Source organism: Hyphomicrobium sp. CS1BSMeth3, from assembly GCF_900117415.1.
Taxonomy (GTDB): domain Bacteria; phylum Pseudomonadota; class Alphaproteobacteria; order Rhizobiales; family Hyphomicrobiaceae.
The window spans coordinates 998,290-1,017,455 of the sequence record NZ_FPEI01000006.1; the positions used below are offsets into that span (position 1 = coordinate 998,290).

Consider the following 19,166-nt stretch of genomic DNA (forward strand, 5'->3'; position numbering starts at 1 on the left):
CCTGCTTAAGGAGCTCCCATGTTCTTCGACGGCTTCACGCTGACCAACGTGCGCGTCCGCGATGGCGTCATGCGATTGCGCCATGGTGGGAGCGGCCCGCCGCTGCTCCTGCTTCACGGCAATCCGCAGACGCACGCTATGTGGCACAAGGTGGCACCTGTGCTCGCACGCCGCTTCACGGTTGTCTGCCCGGATCTCCGCGGCTATGGCGGCTCGCACAAGCCGCCCGCCACGCCGGACCACGCGCCCTATGCCAAGCGCGAGATGGCGCGCGATATGGTGGAGCTCATGGCCGAACTCGGCTTCGAGCGCTTTCAGGTCGTCGCGCATGATCGCGGCGCGCGCGTTGCGCATCGCCTCGCGCTCGACCATCCGCAGGCCGTCCAGCGCCTCGCGCTCCTCGACATCATCCCGACCATCGAGCACTTCGAGCGCGCCGATATGGCTTTCGGCCTCGGCTACTACCATTGGTTCTGGTTCGCCCAGCCGCACCCCTTTCCCGAGACATTGATCAGCAAGGCGCCCGACGACTGGTTCTTCGCGCACACGGCCCGCGAGCCCAAGGGCCGCGATTTCTTCGCCCCTGAGGCGCTCGCCGACTACCTCGAGCACGCGCGCAATCCCGAGATGATCCGCGGCATGTGCGAGGACTACCGCGCCGCTGCCACGATCGATCTCGTTCACGATCGGGCGAGCCGCGAGGCCGGAGCCAAGATCGCCTGCCCGCTGCTCGTCCTCTGGGGTGCCAAGGGCAAGATCGGCGCTTGGTACGATGCCGTTGCCATCTGGGGGCAGTATGCTTCAGGCACGGTCACAGGCCATGCCCTTCCGAGCGGGCACTACCTGGCCGAGGAGGCCCCGGAAGCGGTCCTTTCGGCCCTGGATGGCTTCCTCGAGCCAGGAAATTGAAGCCTTTAGCTTCACCACGTCACGAATTTGCCGCACGAGTGCCGTGGGATTGCCCGGTGCACGCATCATTGTTGGTTAATCGGGTTGGGTTAACGCTTTGATCCGTGGTGCCGGCATGGGGCACATGCCGGCCTTGAAGTGAAGGTGCGATCCCGGGGGATCGGCTGCCGCGCCAGCGGAGGGCCGAAAGGAGGGATGCACATTCGGGGGAAGGTTCTTGCGCGGTACGCTTTCACGGCTTCTGACCGGCATTGCGCTCTGCTCGGCCGCCGCTGCCATCGGCGCGAGCACGGTCGACGCGAACCGCAGCGCCGAGCGCACGATCTCGCTCTACAACATTCACACCAAGGAAACCGTCACCGTCACCTACAAGCGTGACGGCAAGTTCGTGCCGGCCGCCATGGAGCGGGTCAACTGGGTCCTGCGCGACTGGCGCAAGAACGAGCCGACGACCATGGATCCCGAGCTCGTCGATCTGCTCTGGGAAATACACACCGAGCTCGGCTCGAAGGCGCCCATCCATGTGATCTCGGGCTTCCGCTCGCGCGGCACGAACAGCATGCTCAAGAAGACGCGCGGTGGGCAGGCAGAGAACAGCCAGCACATCAACGGCAAGGCCGCCGACGTCCATTTCCCGGATGTGCCGATCCAGCGCCTGCGCTACTCGGCGCTCGTGCGCGAGCGCGGCGGCGTCGGCTACTATCCGCTTTCGGCAATTCCCTTCGTGCATGTGGATACGGCGCGTGTGCGTGCATGGCCACGCGTGCCGCGCCAGGAGCTGGCGCTCCTTTTCCCGAGCGGGCGCACGCAGCACATGCCGGCAGATGGTGGCCCACTGACCGCCGAGGATGGGCGAGCCGCCCGCACCCGTCTGGCGAGCGCTGGCGGCGAGATGGGGGCTTTCCTCAATCTGCGTCGTGGCGGTGGTGCGCCATCGGCCATCGCGGAAGCGCGCCCCGCTGCTCCAATGCAGCAGGTGAGCCTCGCGAGCCCCGAGAGCGTCCGTCCGCCCGCAAGTTCAGCGTGGCAGCAGTCGGCCCCGCCGCGAGCGCCGACGCCGCCCCCAGTGCGCGCGCTGGCTGAGCCGCCCGCCCACGTGGCCGCGGGACCGAGCACGCGGGATCGCGCGCAGCTCCACAATCTGGCACGTCATGCGAGCATGATGCCCGAGCCGCGTCTGCTGGCCGCGCCTAAGCCCGCTGCACGCCCGGCGTCGATTGCGAGCCTCGCTGCCGAGGCCCTCGGCGAGCAGCGCCATGCCTCCGCCCCAGGCCATCAGGTTGCGGCACTCGATGCAGCCGGCTGGACGACGCCGCTCGATGCGATGCCGAAGCCGCGCGGCCGCTTCGGCTGGGGTGAGACGGGCCATGAGCTTCGCTGGGTCGCGCCGACAGAGTTCGACGACGAGCACCCCGACGAGTTGAGCTACCGGCCCTTCCCGATCGCGCCGCTTCTGACCGATCGCGCCGACGAGCCCCTGCTGGCCGAGTTCATGCTGCCGGATGTCGGCCGGTCACTGGAGATGATCGACCAGCCGGTCTCGCGTCTGCCTCTCCACTTCCGCCCGACGGCACATGTTGCGGCCCTCATGTGGTCGCAGCAGTTCACCGGCAGCGCTGTCGGCCTCGACCGTCTGAGCCGGCCGGCCGAGCAAGGCACCAGCGTGCGGCCACGCCCTGTGCAGACGAGCGCCCGCTGACGTGCTCAACTGTCGTTAAACAGGTGTACGGAACCTCTCTACACCCGTGGTGTTCTTGGCTATAGTCCGACGCCCACGTAAAGGGAGGCCCTCATGAGTACGACTGCCTGGGTACTGCTCGGCATTGTCGCAGCCGTCGTGCTGGCGGCGATCGCGACCTACAATGGCCTCGTCGGGTTGCGCCAGCGCGTGCGCCAGGCCTTCGCCGACGTCGATGTGCAACTCAAGCAGCGTCACGACCTCGTGCCGAACCTCGTCGAGACCGTGAAGGGCTATGCGAGCCACGAGCGCGAGACGCTGGAAAACGTCATCAAGGCGCGCAATGCGGCGGTCGCTGCCAGCGGACCGGCAGCCCAGGCGCAAGCCGAGAACATGCTGAGCGGGATGCTCCGCCAGCTCTTCGCGCTCGCCGAGGCCTATCCCGACCTCAAGGCCAATGCCAACTTCCAGCAGCTCCAGACCGAGCTTGGCGATATCGAGAACAAGATTGCGGCCGCCCGCCGCTTCTTCAACAATGTCGTCGCCGAGTACAATACCAAGCGCGAGAGTTTTCCGGCCGTGCTGTTCGCCAACATGCTCGGCTTCATGCGCGAGGACTTCTTCAATCTCGACGAGGGCGAGCGCGCGGCGACGCGGGACGCACCGAAAGTGCAGTTCTAGGCGCCGGCTCTGCGCGGGTAGGATCGAGTGATGGGCGCCTACGGCCTCTACACGCACATCCGCGCGAACCGCATCCGGTCCGTGATCCTGCTCTGCGGCTTCATCGTCCTCCTGCAGGCCTTGCAGTTCTCGATCCTGCTGATCGTGAATGCCTTCAACGGCGGCGACCTCGAGTACATCTTCCGGGCCGCCGCCAGCCAGTTCTGGTCGACGTGGCCGCTCGCCACGCTGATCGCTCTTGTCTGGTTCGTAATCGCCTTCTTCGGCTATCGCGTCATGATCCGCTCGGCGACTGGCGCGCGGGGCGTCACGCGCAAAGAGGAACCCGAGCTCTACAACATGCTCGAGAACCTCTGCATCTCGCGCGGCATCACCATGCCGCGGCTCGAGATCATGGAGACGCCGGCGCTCAATGCCTACGCCGCGGGCCTGCGCGACGGTGACTACACGATTGCCGTGACACGGGGGCTCATCGAGCGCCTCGAGCCCGCCGAGATCGAGGCTGTGCTCGCGCACGAGCTCACGCACATCCGCAATCGCGATACGCAGCTCATGGTGATCGCGGTCATCTTCGCGGGCATCTTCGGCTTCATCGGCGACCTGCTCATCCGGCGCTGGGATTTTCCCTACGGCTGGTCGCCGACGCCGCGCCCGATGCCCGATCGCGACGATCGCAGCCCCTGGCAGGGAATGCCGACGAGCACGGGAGGCGACGACAGGGACCGCGGTCGCGGCGGGGGTGGCGGCGGTGGAGGCGCTGCCATCATCGCAATTCTGATCGCCGTCGCGATCATCCTCATTTCCTGGGGTATCTCGACGCTCATACGCTTTGCGCTCTCCCGTTCGCGCGAGTATCTGGCCGATGCCGGATCGGTCGAGCTTACGAAGAACCCCGACGCGATGATCTCGGCCCTCCGCAAGATCGAGCGCAACGCCTCCTTCGACGTGCCCTCGCGCATGGAGGCCTTCTTCATCGAGAACCCGCTGCAGAGCCGGATCACCGGTCTGCTCGCGACGCACCCCTCGGTCAACGAGCGCATCGAGGCTCTCGTGCGCTACGCCGCAGGGCGCGATCTGGTCGCCGGCCCATGAACAGTGGCGTGACAGCTTGGCGCTGTTGATGCTGTAATCCCGGCAACGAACAGCAGTGGGAGGGCGCCACATGTCCCGCATCACGTCCGTCGAGCCGATCGTGCTCAAGATCCCGTTCTCGGATGGCAGCTCCGGCGTCGGGCTCATGCCGACCAAATGGACGAGCCTCGAGATCGTGCTCGTGAAGGTCGTCACGGACGACGGTCTCGTCGGCTGGGGCGAGGCCTTCGGCTATTTCTGCGCGAACGCCGTCGCCGCAGCCGTTCGCGACATGGTGGCGCCCGTCGTCGTCGGGCAGGAGGCCGACGATCCAGCCGCGCTCAACCTCGCCCTGCAACGCCGTCTGCATCTGCACGGCCGCTATGGCATCACGATCTTTGCCATCTCGGGGCTCGACATCGCGCTCTGGGATCTGGCGGGCAAGCGCGCCGGCGTGTCCGTCGCTCGGCTTATCGGCGGCCGCAAACGTGAGAGCGTTCCCGCCTATGCGAGCTTGATGCGTTACGGCGATGCGGCGCTCGTCGAGACGTTCTCGCAGAAAGCAGCCGGCGAGGGCTACACCGATATCAAGCTGCACGAGATCACGCGCGAGACGATCGGCGCGGGCCGCAGGGGTGCCGGACCGAAGGTGCGCCTCACGACCGATATCAATTGCAACTGGAGTCTCGCCGAGACGATCGCGATCATGCCCTTCCTTCAGGAGATCGATCTTTTCTGGCTCGAGGAGCCGATCTTCCCGCCCGAGGACTGGGAAGCGTTGAAGTCGCTCGGGCGTTTCGGCATTGCCATCTCGGCCGGCGAGAATGCATGCACGGCCGTGGAGTTCTCGCGCCTCGTGGATGCCGTCACCTATCCGCAGCCGAGCGTGACGAAAGTCGGCGGCATCAGCGAGACAATCAAGATCTGCGACATCGCTGCACGCGCCGGCAAGACCGTGATGCCCCACTCGCCCTACTTCGGGCCGGGATACTGGGCGACCCTACAACTCGCTGCGGCGCGCTCGGAGATTGGTCTTTTCGAGTACCTCTATGTCAGCGCGGAAGCCGTGATCGACGAAAGCATGCCGCGCCCGCGGAACAGCCGGCTCGCCATCCCCGACTTGCCGGGGATTGGCTGCACGCCTGATCCGAAGATCATCGAGCGCTATCGCGTGGGCTGACCCGTCGCGCGGATGGGAAAGGGAATCTTCGTGAGGTTGTGCTGCAGGCGCAACTGCAGCCCGATCGTGCAGGCGGAAGTGCCACGCAGCTGAATAAAACCTACTACGGTTCAATGAAGGCGTTGGCAGTTTGGCGGCCGACATACATTCCGGCCCCGAATCAACTATTTATCGGTGCGTTAAGAACTGACCACCGGTACCTCGGAATGCACTGCCGCAGGCAAGATCTGGATCCGCGCCTCTACTGGCTCGTCGAGCATCTCGACGCGGCCCTTGCGGCTGGTGAGCAGCTCATGTCGCTGTCGCTCGAGATGACCGAGCCGACGCCTCAGATGGGCCCGCGCCGGCTGCGCACGCGTGTGGCGCGGTTCATCCGCTTCGTCACACAGGTGCGGGGCCTCGAGGCATCGCTTATTGCGCACATCCTGCAGGCGCGCCGCCGCGTGGCGGAGCTTCCGCGCGGGCGGGCGCCACTGCGGCTCCTTCTCGATCCATTCACCAGCGGAACAACCGTTCTCCTGGATGCTGTTGCCGAATACGGTGATCCTGCCGGCTTCGCCTTCAATACAGGTGCCGATCGGCTTGCCTATCTGCGCGCGCGCGGTCTCATTGCCGGGGACAGCGGCGCTCTCATGCCGGTGACCACCTTCGAGATCGGCGAGAGCTTTCTCGTGGCGGGCCGTATCGAGCTTGGGCCACTGCTGGATCTCGTCGAGGCCTTCCTGCACGCGCTGAATACCGAGTTCGGCCTCTGGAATGATGCGTCTGAGGAGATTGCGGCAGACAACGACATGGAGGCAGAGGATACGGCCTCGCTCGGCGATCAGATCGCCAGTGTGCGCGCGCTCCTCGTCGGCAACAGGCCGGCCTCGGCGTCATCGTTGGAGTCCGCGCCAAAGCCGGGCTCTCTTGCTGCCGCGCTCGCCGAGATCCGCGCGAGCCGCACGCCAGCGGAATAAAGTTTCAAAAGACGGGGGCTCGGGGGTGTTCCGTCGTGTCGGAGACACGCGCCTTCGGCACGATGCGGGTGCAGGGCCTGCGGCCCTGCTCGCGCCAAAGGCGCGATCAGGCACGCGCTGCAAATGAAAACTCCCCCTCCCGGGGCAGTGGGAGGGGGAGCACGTCACTCACGCTTACATATTACCTGACACGAGGCCTGACTTTAGACGTGGGCCTCGATCTGCTTCGTGGCGCCATTGCCGATCTGTACAGACCGCGGCTTCAGCCGCTCCGGCACGTTGCGCACGAGGTCGACATGGAGCAGGCCGTCCTGAAGGTCGGCGCCCGTCACCTCGACATGATCGGCGAGCTGGAACCGGCGCTCGAAAGCGCGGGTCGCGATGCCGCGATGGAGGAACTGACGCTCTTTGTCGTCGGCCTTCTTCTCACCCTTCACAGTGAGGGACTGCTCTTTCACCTGGATGTCGATCTCGTCCTTGGTGAAGCCGGCGACGGCCATGGTGATTCGATAGGCGTTATCGGCCTTACGCTCGATATTGTACGGGGGGTAGGTGCTCGCCTCGCCCTCGACGCCGCCATCCAGAAGCTGGAACAGGCGGTCAAAACCAACGGTCGAACGGTAGAGGGGGGCAAAATCGAAGGGTCGCATAGGGTTAGTCCTCCATAGGAAGCGACTGTCCGGCGCGCCTGCCCAACAGGGCCAGGCACTGCTTCGTGCACCCGCGCTGCGGCGTGCACACCCAGGATTTAGGGTGCGTGCGGGGGCTTTCAAGGCCCCCGAAGTGTCTGGAAATGTACGAGAGGCCGCTAGTGTCCCGATTCCGAAGTTCGCCCTACCTCGATGCTGGGGGCCAGCGCGAACTTCGGAATCAAAAGGGACACTAGAATCATAATGTTTCTAGTGTGATTCAGATCGAGAAATTCGCTTGGTACAGTGCGGCGAGATGTGGCGAATTTCTCGATCTGAATCACACTAGCTCAGATGCCGAGCTTGGCCTTCAGGATATCGTTCACGGCCTGCGGATTGGCCTTCCCGCCGGACTGCTTCATGACCTGGCCGACGAACCAGCCGAGCATGGAGGGTTTGGCTTTGACCTGCTCGACCTTGTCGGGATTGGCGGCGATGATCGCGTCGACCGCCGCTTCAATGGCGCCCGTGTCCGTGACCTGACGCATACCGCGCTTTTCGACGATCTCGGCCGGGTCACCGCCTTCGGTCCAGAGGATCTCGAAGAGGTCCTTCGCGATCTTGCCCGAGATCGTGCCGTCCTGGACGAGGCGCACGAGCCCGCCGAGCTGAGCCGCCGCGATCGGCGAGGTCGCGATCTCCTTGCCTTCCTTGTTCAGGCGGCCGAACAGCTCGTTGATCACCCAATTGGCGGCGAGCTTGCCGTCCGTTCCCTTGGCAACAGCCTCGAAGAAATCGGCACTCTCGCGCTCGGCGACGAGCACGCTCGCATCGTACGCCGAGAGCCCGTAGACCTTCATGAAGCGCGCACGCTTCTCGTCCGGCAGCTCGGGAAGATCCTTGGCGAGTCCGTCCACCCAGCTCTGCTGGAGCTCCAGCGGCAGCAGGTCGGGATCGGGGAAGTAGCGGTAGTCGTGCGCCTCTTCCTTCGAGCGCATGGAACGCGTCTCGCCCTTCGCGGCATCGAAGAGGCGCGTCTCCTGGTCGATCTTGCCGCCATCCTCGAGAATGCCGATCTGACGGCGCGCTTCGGCTTCGACGGACTGACCAATGAAGCGGATCGAGTTGACGTTCTTGATCTCGCAGCGCGTACCGAGCGGCTCGCCCGGCCGCCGCACGGAGACGTTCACGTCCGCGCGCAGATTGCCCTTTTCCATGTCGCCGTCGCACGTGCCGAGATAGCGCAGAATCGTACGCAGCTTCGTCACGTAAGCCTGCGCCTCCTTCGACGAACGCAGATCCGGCCGCGACACGATCTCCATGAGCGCGACGCCGGAGCGGTTGAGATCGACGTAGGAATAGTCAGGGTGCTGGTCGTGGATGGACTTGCCCGCGTCCTGCTCCAGATGCAGGCGCTCGATGCCGACAGTCTTGCTCTCGCCATCGACGTCGATCTCGACTTCGCCCTCGCCGACGATCGGGCTCTTGTACTGGCTGATCTGATAGCCCTGCGGCAGGTCGGGATAGAAGTAGTTCTTGCGGTCGAACACGCTGTCGAGATTGATCTTCGCCTTGAGCCCGAGGCCCGTGCGCACAGCCTGCGCGATGCATTCCTCGTTGATCACCGGCAGCATACCGGGCATCGCCGCATCGACGAGGCTCACATGATCGTTCGGCTCGCCACCGAAAGCCGTCGAGGCGCCCGAAAACAGCTTGGCCTTGCTCGCCACCTGGGCGTGGACCTCCATGCCCACGATCACCTCCCAGTCACCCGTCGCGCCCGCGATCAGGTTGGAGGCCTTGCCCTTGGCTTTCTCTTTGACCGTGTCCTGCATAGTCGTCGTCCGTCGGCTAAATCTAGGCCCCTGCATGGCAGGTGCGGGCGGCAGATGCAAGGTCTGGCGGCGTCCCGGCTCGCGCCTGCGGCGCGTGTGGGGCCGCATGCCTCTGGCATGCCTTCGGCATGACCCCACGCCCCAATCGGGGGACACCCCCAAACCCCCGTCTTTTATGGACTTGGAGCGAGCCGAAAGCTCAACACAATCCCCTCTCCCCGCGTGCGGGGAGAGGGCTAGGGTGAGGGGCGGCGGCATACACCAACGTCCCACAAGCTCCCGCCCCTCATCCCGACCTTCTCCCCGCATGCGGGGAGAAGGGGAAGGCTAAACCGTCGTCACCTTCAGATCCGAGAATTTGACCTCAGGCGAGCGCTCCTCGATCCAGTTCAGCGTGAACGACGATTGCGCCATGAACACCGGGTCCTCGTCGAGATCACGCGCAATCTGCAACTTGTTGCGCTCGATGAACTTGTCCAGATCCGTCCGATTCTCCGCCGAGATCCAGCGGACCGTATCGCACGGTGCCGGATCGAAGCCGACCGGGAGGCCGTACTCGTTCGCGAGGCGGTCCGAGAGCACGTCGAGCTGCAGCGCGCCGATGACGCCCACAATGGGCTGCGAGCCATCCACCGGCAGGAAGAGCTGAACCACGCCTTCCTCGGCCATCTCCTGCAAGGCTTCGCGCAGCTTCTTCGCGCGGATCGCATCCTCGAGCCGGATGCGGCGCAGGATTTCCGGCGCGAAGCTCGGAATGCCGAGGAACTTCAGGTCCTCGCCTTCCGTCAGCGCATCGCCGATGCGCAGCGTGCCGCGGTTCGGAATGCCGACCACGTCGCCTGCGTAAGCCTCTTCAGCGATCGAACGATCCTGCGCAAAGAAGAACTGCGGCGAGGTGATCGCCATGGTCTTGCCCGTGCGCACGATCTTCACGCGCATGTTGCGCGAGAGCTTGCCCGAGCACACGCGCATGAACGCAATGCGATCGCGGTGGTTCGGATCCATGTTCGCCTGGATCTTGAACACCACGCCGGTCATGGTGGGCTCGGTGGCTTCGACCGTGCGCGTCGAGGCTTTCTGCGCGCGCGGCGGCGGCGCATACGCGACAAGCGCGTCGAGCAAATTGCGCACGCCGAAATTCTTGAGCGCACTGCCGAAGTAGACGGGCGTCAGCGTGCCGAGCTGGAAAGCTTCGAGATCGAATTGCCCGCAGGCGCCCTCGACCAGATCCATCTCCTCGCGCCAGCGCGCGGCCGTATCGCTGTCGACGAGCGTGTCGATGATGGGATCGGCAGGACCGGACGTCTCGATGCCATCGGGATCTTCATCGAGCCGCGTGATGCGCTTGCTGAGAAGATCGTAGGTGCCGCGGAAATCACGCCCGCGTCCGATCGGCCAGACCATCGGCGCTGTGTCGAGCGCCAGCGTCTTCTCGATCTCGTCGAGCAGCTCGAGCGGCTCCTGGCTCTCGCGGTCCATCTTGTTGATGAACGTGATGATCGGGATATCGCGCAGGCGGCAGATCTCGAACAGCTTGCGCGTGCGCGCCTCGATGCCGCGTGCGGCGTCGATCACCATGATCGCGGCATCGACCGCGGTCAGCGTGCGGTACGTATGATCCGAGAAGTCTTCGTGGCCCGGCGTATCGAGCAGGTTGAAGACCGTGTCGCGGTATTCGAACGTCATGACCGAGGTCACGACCGAGATGCCGCGCGCGCGCTCGATGGCCATCCAGTCCGAGCGCGTGCGCCGGCGGTCGCCTTTCGCGCGTACCTGACCGGCGAGCTGGATCGCGCCGCCGAACAGCAGCAGCTTTTCGGTGAGCGTGGTCTTACCGGCGTCAGGGTGCGAGATGATCGCGAACGTGCGCCGCCGCGCGACTTCGCGCGCAATCTCGTCGCCCGGGCGGGCGCGGGTCTCCTGCGGCGCCGCGACCGCGGTCGGGCTTTCGTCGTTCACTGAATTCGGCCTCCTCGTGGGAATCGTGCGTGCCTATACCACTATATGGGGGCCGGGGTCGATTTTCTGAGTGCCACGGGCTGCTGGGAAGAGGTGCTGTCGCGCTCCGATGTCGTGCGTCGCGCCAGACGCGCGCCAAGAAAGTCCCCCGCGGTGGCGATACGGATAGCGCTGCGTGTAGCACCATTCTTCTCCCTCTCCCCATGGTCTTGAATGGGGAGAGGGTCGGGGTGAGGGGCGGCGGCAAACGTCGAGGTTTGAACAAGCTCCCGCCCCTCATCCTAACCTTCTCCCCGTATAGGACGGGGAGAAGGGACCTGTCGTGCCAGCGGCTCGCTCCAAGTCCATAAATGACGGGGGTTCGGGGGTGTTCCCCCGATTGGGGTGTGGGGCGAAAGCCCCGCTCGCGCGAAACGCGCGATCAGTCCGTCCGGTCGCGCGGCACGTCGCGCATGAGGAACGCGACCGGCACCGACAGCGCCGCCGTAATGGCGAACAGATAGAATGCATTGATATAGCCGATCATGGCGGCCTGTCGCTGCAACTCGCCGGCGAGCGCGAGCAGCCCGCCCTGGCTCTCAAAATTCCAGAGCCCCACGGAGCCGGGATACGCGAGCACCCTGTTGAAGGGCGATATGTGCTCGGTGAAAGTCGAGTAGCTGGCGGCGGTCGATCGCACGAGCAGGACGATCGAGAGCGAGATGAAGAGGCTCGATCCGAAGTTGCGCACGAGATGGAAGACGGACATGCCGTCGGTGATCCGGCCCTTGTCGAGTGTGGCGAAGGCGAGCACCGACATCGGTGTGAAAGCGAGACCGAAGCCGAAGCCCTGCAGCGCGTTCGTCCAGAAGACGTCGAAGTCCGTGAGATTGATGTCGAGATTGGCCATGCCCCAGCCGGCAATGGCCTGGCAGGCGAGACCGGCTGCGAGCGTCGTGCGCGGATAGAGGCGCGTCATCGGCACGATAATGAGGAACGAGGCCCAGTTCCCGAGGCCGCGCGCGGCGAGCAGAAGGCCGATCGCGCTGTCGGGATAGCCGCGCAGGTCGTGCAGCAATCCAGGGAAGAGCGCGATGGCCGTGAAGCTCAGCGCGCCCATGACGAAGGCGACGATGAGGCCCAGCGCGAAGTTGCGGTCGAGCAGGAGCGTCGGATCGAGAAAGGGCTTCTTGGCGCTGAACGTATGGACGATGAAGATCCAGAATGCGCCGACGGCGATCAGCAGCTCGATCCAGATCTCGGTCGACTCGAACCAGTCGAGGCGGTTGCCGCGGTCCATGATGAGCTGAGCCGAGGCAATGGCGACCGACAGCGCGATGAAGCCCGTCCAGTCGAAGTGACGGTCGGTGCGGGACGTGTGCTCGGAGAGGGCGAACCAGGCGCAGACCGTGGCGAGAATGCCCGGCGGCACGATCATGAGGAACGATGCGCGCCAGCCATAAAGCTCGCTGATGAAACTGCCGATGAGCGGGCCGGACACGGGCCCGATGACCCCGCCGATGCCCCAGATCATCATCATCAGCGCGTGCTGGCTTCGGGGAAACGTCGCGAGGATGATCGCCTGCCCCATGGGCATGATTGGCGCGCCGAACAGACCCTGCCCGACACGGAACAGAACCAGCGCCTCGAGATTTGCCGCGAACGCGCAGAGCAGCGTCGAGATCGTGAAGCCGAGCGCCGATCCGAACATGACCGTGCGCCAGCCGAGCCGGTTCGCGAGCCAGCCGACGAGCGGCGTGCCGATGGCTGTCGCGATGAGATTGAAGGTGATGACCCAGGCAATCTGGTCCTGGGTCGCGGACATCGCGCCTTTGATCTGCGGCAGGACCACGTTCGCGAGCGTGATCGTCATGCCGAAGAGCAGCGTGCAAAGCTGCACCATCAACAGGATGAGCCATTGCCGCGCTGTGACGCTTCCGAGGCCGGACGATGCGGTCTGCGTGGTCATGTCTTCAATGGCTGGAGAGAAGTCCGCGCGGCGGCGGCAACGCGCGCCGTGACGGCATAAGATCAGCTAACTGCGCGACTGTCATCCGCGGCACTTCGCATCTGCGCTCTGGATCAGGGGAACAGGATCTTCGCACCAGCGTTCTATGCCTGTCAGTATATTGTCGTGGGAGATCAGGCTGGAGCCGTCGTCATGGCCATCGAGAGGCTGCACTTCGCATCGGATGGGTTAATTCCGAACAATCCTGTTCTGCCGCTTGCCTGCTATGTGCAGGCGCTCGATGTCGCTGGGCCATCGCCCGAGCAGAAAATTATCGAACATCTCGCGGCCAATGGCTGGGTGGATGCATGGATCAACGGCATTTATCCCTTCCAGCACTATCACGCGACGGCGCACGAGGTGCTCGGCATCGCCAAAGGGCGGGCGCTCGTGCAGTTCGGCGGCCCGAATGGGCCTGTGATCGAGGTCGTTGCCGGAGATGTCGTGCTCATCCCGGCCGGAGTGGGCCACTGCCGGCTCGATATGAGCGGAGGCCTGTCGGTGGTGGGGGCCTATCCGGAAGGCCAGACGGCCGACCTCAGGCGCGAGAACGCCCGTGATTTCAGTGATGCCGCTGAATGCATTGCCAGGGTCGGGCTGCCGCGGCTCGATCCGGTGACGGGGGCGCCATTTACCGTGGTGCCGCCACCGGGCTGAGCTGACGGCGCCGCGGGTTTAGAGTTTTCATCCTCCAGGCACTCGACTATGTATCTGCCCCGGCGGTGGGCCACCTCGCCCGCCCATGCTGGAGTGCGCCGATATGACTGCCAAAGCGCCCGTGCCGAAGCCGGGCATTCTCGACATTCAGGCCTATGTGCCGGGCGAGAGCACGGTCCCGGGCGGCCTGAAACCGATCAAGCTCTCCTCCAACGAGACGCCACTGGGGGCGAGTCCGAAGGCTGTGGCGGCCTACAAGGCGCTCGCCGATGAGCTGGCGCTCTATCCCGACGGTGCCGCGACGGCGCTGCGCGGTGCCATTGGCCGGACATACGGCCTCGATCCGGCGCGCATTGTCTGCGGCTGCGGGTCCGATGAACTCCTGCACCTCCTCACGCACGCCTACGCAGGCCCGGGCGACGAGGTGCTGTTCACCGTCCACGGCTTCCTCGTCTACAAGATCGCGACGCTCGCCAATGGCGCAACGCCGGTCATCGCACCCGAGAAGGACTTCCGCACGGACGTCGACGCGCTGCTTGCGCGTGTGACGCCGCGCACGAGGATCGTTTTCCTGGCCAACCCGAACAATCCGACGGGGACGTATATCCCTATCGACGAGGTGCGCCGCCTGCACGCCGGTTTGCGCCCGGACACGCTGCTTGTGCTGGATGCGGCCTACGCCGAGTACGTCCGGCGCAACGACTACGAGGCGGGCATCGAGCTCGTCGCGACGACGCAGAACGTCGTGATGACGCGTACATTCTCCAAGATCTACGGCCTCGCAGGCCTGCGGCTCGGCTGGGCCTACTGCCCGGCGGCGATCGCCGATGTGCTCAATCGCATTCGCGGTCCGTTCAATGTCACGTCCGCGGCCATCGCTGCCGGCGTCGCCGCGATCGAGGATACGGCCCATATCGAGCGGTCGGTTGCGCACAACGACAAATGGCTGCCCTGGGTGAGCGACGAGATCGGCAAGCTCGGCCTCAAGGTCACGCCGAGCGTCGGCAACTTCATTCTCATCCACTGCGATGCCGAGGGGGCACGCAGCGCACAAGCCGCCGACGAGTTCCTCAAGAGCCGCGGCATCATCATGCGCCGCGTCGGTGGCTATGCGCTGCCGCACGCGCTGCGCATGACCATCGGCACGGAAGAGGACAACCGCGCAGTTGTCGCCGCGCTCGCGGAGTTCGTGAAAGGCAGCGCGCGATGAGCCAGCTTTTCGATACGGTGGCGCTGATCGGCATCGGCCTGATCGGCTCGTCGATCAGCCACGCCACGCGGCGCGCTGGGCTCGCACGCCGCATTGTCGGTGCCGCCAAGACGGAGGCAACGCGGGCGACGGCATTGCGGCTCGGGCTCGTCGACGAGGTGTTCGCAAATCCCGCCGATGCCGTGAAAGAGGCCGATCTCGTGATCCTGTGCGTGCCCGTGCGCGCGTGCGGGCCGGTCGCCGCCGAGATCTCGAAAAGTTTGAAGCCCGGCGCGATTCTGACCGATGTCGGCTCCGTCAAAGGCTCCGTCGTCGCAGATGTGGGGCCGCATGTGCCTGCGGGCGTGCATTTCGTGCCCGGTCATCCGATTGCCGGCACCGAGCACTCCGGCCCCGAGGCGGGATTTGCAGAGCTCTTCGACGGCCGCTGGTGCGTCCTGACGCCGCCACCGGGCGCGGACAACGCCGCCGTCGATCGCCTCAGGTCATACTGGAAGGGGCTCGGCAGCAATGTCGAGATCATGGCGCCCGATCACCATGACATGGTGCTGGCGATCACGAGCCATGTGCCGCATCTCATCGCCTTCAACATCGTCAACACGGCTGCTCACCTCGAGCGGGTGACCGAGAGCGAGGTCATCAAGTTCTCGGCTGGCGGCTTCCGCGACTTCACGCGTATCGCTGCGTCCGATCCGACGATGTGGCGGGACGTGTTCCTCACGAACCGGACGGCGATGATCGAAATGCTCGGCCGCTTTACGGAGGATCTCCTCCACCTGCAGCGCGCCATGCGCTTCGGTGACGGCGAGACCCTGTTCCGCATGATCACTGAGGCGCGCCACATACGCCGCGGCATCATCGAGGCGGGGCAGGACACAGCGGCACCTGACTTCGGCCGCCATCAAGGCGGAAGCGCTGCCCCGGCTACCGGTCAAAAGAGCTGATCGGGTTCAGGTCGATAAATCTCAGGACTGCAACGGCGGCACTCCGCTCCTACTTGGAGGAGGAGTGCTTCTTACCGTGCTTGTCCCAAAGATCCTGCTTCTCGTTGCGGCCGTCCTGATGGGTGATGCTGATGCCCCACCACTTACGACGAACCTCCTGGTAGTAGACGTCCGTGTCGTAGACGAGCTTGGTCAGGCCCATGTACTCCGAGCTCAGGCGGCCCACGGACTGCAGCACCAGATAGGACGTGACGACAAGATTGCGCCGCGTCGTCTCGAGCTGAACCTGAGAGGTCAGATATTCCTGCTCGGCGTTGAGCACGTCGAGGATGGTGCGCTGGCCCACCTTCTGCTCTTCGCGGACACCCGTCAGAGCGATGCGCGAGGCATTGACGGCAGCCTCATCGGATTCGAGCTGAGCGCGCGCTGCTGTGAGCTGTGCCCATGCGGACAGTACGCCCTGCCGTGCAACCGTGCGCGCCTGCTCGATATCCTGCAGACGGCCGATGTGGAGCTGCTTTGCCTGCCGGACGCGCGCCTGGATGGTGCCGCCATCGTAAAGGGGAACGTTGACCCGGCCGACAACCGATGCGCCCTGGCGCTCATCCAGCGTAGGTGCCGGATCCCAGCGCTGGGAGTAGCCTGCATCGAGGCGCACTTCCGGCAAGAGCTCGCCGTAGATCCGATCGACAGCGAAGCGGGCCGCCTGCTCGAGGTAGAGCGCGTTGACGACAAGCGGGCTCTCGCGGGTCGCGATCCCGATGGCCTCGTCCTGGGTCTTCGGAATGCCGCTGTACGGGCCGGGCGGCGCCACGAGGCGGCTCGCCGGATGGCCGATCACGCGCTCGAAGGTGGCGCGGGAAATCTTCAGGTTCGAGCGCGCGGTGTCGAGCGCCGAAATGGCCGAGGCCCGGCGCGCCTCTGACTGAGCGACGTCCGTGCGGGTGACTTCGCCGACCGCAAAGCGATCACGGGTGGCCTGCAGTTCGCGAGAGAGAACGTTGACGTTGTTCTCACGCAGGCGAACGATCTCCTGGTCGCGGATGACGTCCATAAAGGCGGTCGCGGCGTCGAGCAGCACACCCTGCTCGGTGGTGCGGAGCGATTCGCGCCCGGCCCGGACGTTGGCCTCGGCTTCATTCACCGCGTTGACCGTACGGAAGCCGCGGAAGATCGGCTGCGTGAGATTGACGGCGTAACCCTTCGAGGTGTCGCCACCATCGCCCGTGGCCGGCGGGCGCGTGCGCTGCCACGAATGCGTGACGTCGGCGCTGCCTGTGACGACTGGCCGATAGCCGGAGTTCGCGATCGAGACGTCCTCGTCGGTCGCTCTGAGACGAGCGCGGGCGCCATCGAGGGATGGATTGTATTTGTAGGCAGCCGCGAGGGCTTGCTGCAGCGTTTCCGCGCTGGCCTCCGATGCCGCCATGAGGCTGCCCGAGGCGAACAAGCCCGCCACAAACACCGTTCTCAGCACATTGCTGGCGGTATCGCGCGATGCCGTTTGAGTATCACCGGTAAATGCCATTCGCCCTGCCACTCGAAATCATGAGCTGCCGTAGATTTCCGCATTAACGCGACTACCCACACACCACTCACGACTCGTCCGAAGCTACTCATACTCGGCCGCGCTTCGCACGGAGGCCGACTCACCCCTCTGCGAGGTCATTAGTGCTCCCCGGGTAGCTAAAGGGAAGGGAAAATTTACAGTTTGCGAGGAAGAGGCGGGAAACCGTGTCCGGGAGACTACACTGCGGCGCACCCAGGCAACGGCATTTACTATATTTTTGACAACTCGCGCTGCGGATATCGTCAGGCGCCTGATTTATTACTCCGGATCATCCTCTCCGGGCACGCAAGATTGCGCTCGATTGGCGGTGCGGTTATAAGCGGCGCATCTCATCGTTCTGAGAACCTGCGCGGCACCCTTGGAGGCCGGCAGGCAGAGGCAGACGCCCCGGTCAGCCATGGTCGGGGCTGGTTTTGTTTGGAGACAGCGAAAATGGCCCAGGCCAATGTGATCAAGGCTTCGGGGCGCGCGGCGAGCGGCAAGGGGGCCGCACGAGCCGTCAGGCGCACCGGCAACGTTCCGGCCGTCGTCTATGGTGGCGACGAAGGGAGCACGGACACTATCCAGATCGACGCCAACGATCTGTTTATTCTCATCAAACGCGGACGCTTTCTTTCGACGGTGTTCGACATCCAGGTCGACGGCCGGACGCTCAGGGCGATCCCCCGCGACGTCCAGCTCGATCCCGTGAAGGACTTCCCCCTCCACGTGGACTTCCAGCGGATCGGCTCGGACAACCGGGTGCGCGTCGGCGTGCCGGTGCGCTTCATCAATGAGGCGCTCTCGCCCGGTCTCAAGCGGGGCGGCGTCCTGAATATCGTGCGCCACGAGGTCGAGGTGTGGTGCCCGGCCGACAAGATTCCGAGCCACTTCGAGATCGACCTGACCGGTCTCGCGATCGGGCGCTCCATCCACATTTCGGCGGTCGCGCTGCCGGAAGGCGTCAAGCCGACGATCACCGATCGCGATTTCACCGTCGCGACGATCGCCGGCACGGGCGGCAAGGATGAGGAGGAGACGCCGGCTGCTGGTGCGGCTGCACCTGCTGCAGAAGCCGGCAAGGCTGCTGCTGCAGCTCCGGCCGCCGCCGCCAAGGAGGCCCCGAAGGGCAAGAAGTGATCCCGTCCCCGGGCGGCAATTCGCGCGAGTGAGCCATGAAGCTCTTCGTCGGTCTCGGGAATCCCGGGGCGAAATACGCCCGGCATCGCCACAACGTCGGCTTCATGGCCGTCGAGCGGGTCGCCGAGCGCCATGGCTTCGGGCCGTGGCGCCGGCGCTTCCAGGGCTATGCGGCCGACGGCGAGCTCGATGGCACCAAGGTCCTCCTGCTCAAGCCGGAGACCTACATGAACGAGAGCGGCCGGGCCGTCGGCGAGGCGGCACGGTTTCTCAAGCTCGGGACCAGCGACATCGTGGTCTTCCACGACGAGCTGGACCTTCTGCCGGGCAAGCTCAAGGTGAAAACCGGCGGGGGCAACGCGGGGCACAATGGGTTGCGCTCCATCACAGCGCATCTCGACAATGAATATGCGCGGGTTCGCATCGGCATTGGTCATCCCGGTGCGAAAGAACTCGTCCAGGCTTGGGTGCTGCACGATTTCAGCCGCGCCGATCAGGACTGGCTCGAGCCGATGCTCGATGCGATTGCCGACGCGGCGCCGCGGCTTGCCGCAAATGACGCGGCGCGATTTCTGACGGACGTCGCGCGGGCGCTGTCGAACGACGATGACGAGGCTGAGAAGTCGAAGCGGCGAAAGACTGCGGAGGACACCGTGCCTCGTGAACCGCGCCCGCGCGGATCTCACCCGGCAGGGGAGCGCGCTTCCAAGCGTGCCACCGCACTCGCCGAGAACCTGAAGAACTGGCTGGCCAAGCGCCGCCCAAAAGACTGACTTAA

16 protein-coding genes are annotated in these 19,166 nt (G+C 65.0%); 11 read left to right on the forward strand and 5 right to left on the reverse strand.

The features are described 5' to 3' along the window. Positions 1–18 precede the first annotated feature (18 nt). The 6 genes from CS1BSM3_RS19745 to CS1BSM3_RS19770 all read left to right on the forward strand — a co-directional run bounded on the left by CS1BSM3_RS19745 (position 19) and on the right by CS1BSM3_RS19770 (position 6,478). On the forward strand, positions 19–909 hold the full coding sequence (locus CS1BSM3_RS19745) for an alpha/beta fold hydrolase (RefSeq protein WP_072389831.1): 891 nt from the start codon (positions 19–21) through the stop codon (positions 907–909). 217 nt (positions 910–1,126) lie between these two features. Further along, positions 1,127–2,608 carry a peptidoglycan L,D-endopeptidase MepK gene (locus tag CS1BSM3_RS19750; protein WP_072389834.1) on the forward strand — a complete coding sequence of 494 codons (1,482 nt, stop codon included), beginning with the start codon at positions 1,127–1,129 and terminating at the stop codon, positions 2,606–2,608. Between the two features lie 93 nt (positions 2,609–2,701). Next, entirely contained in the window at positions 2,702–3,268 is a 567-nt protein-coding gene (locus CS1BSM3_RS19755) for a LemA family protein (protein WP_072389837.1), read from the forward strand. A gap of 30 nt (positions 3,269–3,298) precedes the next feature. Next, the gene (locus CS1BSM3_RS19760) at positions 3,299–4,360 is read left to right on the forward strand and encodes a M48 family metallopeptidase (protein WP_072389840.1); all 1,062 of its coding nucleotides are present in this window, start codon (positions 3,299–3,301) and stop codon (positions 4,358–4,360) included. Between the two features lie 70 nt (positions 4,361–4,430). Then, positions 4,431–5,519 (forward strand): mandelate racemase/muconate lactonizing enzyme family protein, encoded by a 1,089-nt coding sequence (locus CS1BSM3_RS19765; protein ID WP_072389843.1) that lies wholly within the window; start codon positions 4,431–4,433, stop codon positions 5,517–5,519. Between the two features lie 206 nt (positions 5,520–5,725). Continuing rightward, positions 5,726–6,478, forward strand: coding sequence for a hypothetical protein (locus CS1BSM3_RS19770; RefSeq protein WP_072389846.1), 753 nt, complete (start codon positions 5,726–5,728; stop codon positions 6,476–6,478). A 203-nt stretch (positions 6,479–6,681) separates the two neighbouring features. Here CS1BSM3_RS19770 and CS1BSM3_RS19775 read toward each other — a convergent pair whose 3' ends face one another. The 4 genes from CS1BSM3_RS19775 to CS1BSM3_RS19790 form a co-directional block, all read right to left on the reverse strand. After that, entirely contained in the window at positions 6,682–7,128 is a 447-nt protein-coding gene (locus CS1BSM3_RS19775) for an Hsp20 family protein (protein WP_072389849.1), read from the reverse strand. Between the two features lie 329 nt (positions 7,129–7,457). Further along, positions 7,458–8,942 carry an Asp-tRNA(Asn)/Glu-tRNA(Gln) amidotransferase subunit GatB gene (gene gatB / locus CS1BSM3_RS19780; RefSeq protein ID WP_072389852.1) on the reverse strand — a complete coding sequence of 495 codons (1,485 nt, stop codon included), beginning with the start codon at positions 8,940–8,942 and terminating at the stop codon, positions 7,458–7,460. A 327-nt stretch (positions 8,943–9,269) separates the two neighbouring features. Next, complete coding sequence (locus CS1BSM3_RS19785) at positions 9,270–10,835, reverse strand: peptide chain release factor 3 (protein WP_072394122.1); 1,566 nt, start codon at positions 10,833–10,835, stop codon at positions 9,270–9,272. A gap of 487 nt (positions 10,836–11,322) precedes the next feature. Beyond that, a complete protein-coding gene (locus CS1BSM3_RS19790) occupies positions 11,323–12,849 on the reverse strand; it encodes a DHA2 family efflux MFS transporter permease subunit (protein WP_072389855.1) in 1,527 nt (508 codons plus the stop codon). 192 nt (positions 12,850–13,041) lie between these two features. Between CS1BSM3_RS19790 and CS1BSM3_RS19795 the strand changes: the two genes are divergently transcribed. From CS1BSM3_RS19795 to CS1BSM3_RS19805, 3 genes are all read left to right on the forward strand, one after another. After that, entirely contained in the window at positions 13,042–13,545 is a 504-nt protein-coding gene (locus tag CS1BSM3_RS19795; RefSeq protein WP_072389858.1) for a hypothetical protein, read from the forward strand. Between the two features lie 103 nt (positions 13,546–13,648). Beyond that, positions 13,649–14,755 carry a histidinol-phosphate transaminase gene (gene hisC / locus CS1BSM3_RS19800; protein ID WP_072389861.1) on the forward strand — a complete coding sequence of 369 codons (1,107 nt, stop codon included), beginning with the start codon at positions 13,649–13,651 and terminating at the stop codon, positions 14,753–14,755. Next, positions 14,752–15,699 (forward strand): prephenate/arogenate dehydrogenase family protein, encoded by a 948-nt coding sequence (locus CS1BSM3_RS19805; RefSeq protein ID WP_072389864.1) that lies wholly within the window; start codon positions 14,752–14,754, stop codon positions 15,697–15,699. Before hisC ends, CS1BSM3_RS19805 begins: the two co-directional genes overlap by 4 nt. A 49-nt stretch (positions 15,700–15,748) precedes the next feature. Here CS1BSM3_RS19805 and CS1BSM3_RS19810 read toward each other — a convergent pair whose 3' ends face one another. After that, the gene (locus CS1BSM3_RS19810) at positions 15,749–17,227 is read right to left on the reverse strand and encodes a TolC family outer membrane protein (RefSeq protein ID WP_083528747.1); all 1,479 of its coding nucleotides are present in this window, start codon (positions 17,225–17,227) and stop codon (positions 15,749–15,751) included. A 474-nt stretch (positions 17,228–17,701) separates the two neighbouring features. Between CS1BSM3_RS19810 and CS1BSM3_RS19815 the strand changes: the two genes are divergently transcribed. Both CS1BSM3_RS19815 and pth read left to right on the forward strand, forming a co-directional pair. After that, the gene (locus tag CS1BSM3_RS19815; RefSeq protein WP_072389867.1) at positions 17,702–18,388 is read left to right on the forward strand and encodes a 50S ribosomal protein L25/general stress protein Ctc; all 687 of its coding nucleotides are present in this window, start codon (positions 17,702–17,704) and stop codon (positions 18,386–18,388) included. Between the two features lie 35 nt (positions 18,389–18,423). After that, a complete protein-coding gene (gene pth, locus CS1BSM3_RS19820) occupies positions 18,424–19,161 on the forward strand; it encodes an aminoacyl-tRNA hydrolase (protein ID WP_072389870.1) in 738 nt (245 codons plus the stop codon). Positions 19,162–19,166 lie beyond the last annotated feature (5 nt).

Bases quoted from the DNA above. Each gene is read 5' to 3' on its own strand.
- CS1BSM3_RS19805 (WP_072389864.1), top strand. From the start codon at position 14,752: ATGAGCCAGCTTTTCGATACGGTGGCGCTGATCGGCATCGGCCTGATC.
- CS1BSM3_RS19760 (WP_072389840.1), top strand. From the start codon at position 3,299: ATGGGCGCCTACGGCCTCTACACGCACATCCGCGCGAACCGCATCCGG.
- CS1BSM3_RS19745 (WP_072389831.1), top strand. From the start codon at position 19: ATGTTCTTCGACGGCTTCACGCTGACCAACGTGCGCGTCCGCGATGGC.
- CS1BSM3_RS19815 (WP_072389867.1), top strand. From the start codon at position 17,702: ATGGCCCAGGCCAATGTGATCAAGGCTTCGGGGCGCGCGGCGAGCGGC.
- CS1BSM3_RS19770 (WP_072389846.1), top strand. From the start codon at position 5,726: ATGCACTGCCGCAGGCAAGATCTGGATCCGCGCCTCTACTGGCTCGTC.
- hisC (WP_072389861.1), top strand. From the start codon at position 13,649: ATGACTGCCAAAGCGCCCGTGCCGAAGCCGGGCATTCTCGACATTCAG.
- CS1BSM3_RS19765 (WP_072389843.1), top strand. From the start codon at position 4,431: ATGTCCCGCATCACGTCCGTCGAGCCGATCGTGCTCAAGATCCCGTTC.
- gatB (WP_072389852.1), bottom strand. From the start codon at position 8,942: ATGCAGGACACGGTCAAAGAGAAAGCCAAGGGCAAGGCCTCCAACCTG.
- CS1BSM3_RS19790 (WP_072389855.1), bottom strand. From the start codon at position 12,849: ATGACCACGCAGACCGCATCGTCCGGCCTCGGAAGCGTCACAGCGCGG.
- CS1BSM3_RS19755 (WP_072389837.1), top strand. From the start codon at position 2,702: ATGAGTACGACTGCCTGGGTACTGCTCGGCATTGTCGCAGCCGTCGTG.
- pth (WP_072389870.1), top strand. From the start codon at position 18,424: ATGAAGCTCTTCGTCGGTCTCGGGAATCCCGGGGCGAAATACGCCCGG.
- CS1BSM3_RS19775 (WP_072389849.1), bottom strand. From the start codon at position 7,128: ATGCGACCCTTCGATTTTGCCCCCCTCTACCGTTCGACCGTTGGTTTT.
- CS1BSM3_RS19795 (WP_072389858.1), top strand. From the start codon at position 13,042: ATGGCCATCGAGAGGCTGCACTTCGCATCGGATGGGTTAATTCCGAAC.
- CS1BSM3_RS19810 (WP_083528747.1), bottom strand. From the start codon at position 17,227: ATGGCATTTACCGGTGATACTCAAACGGCATCGCGCGATACCGCCAGC.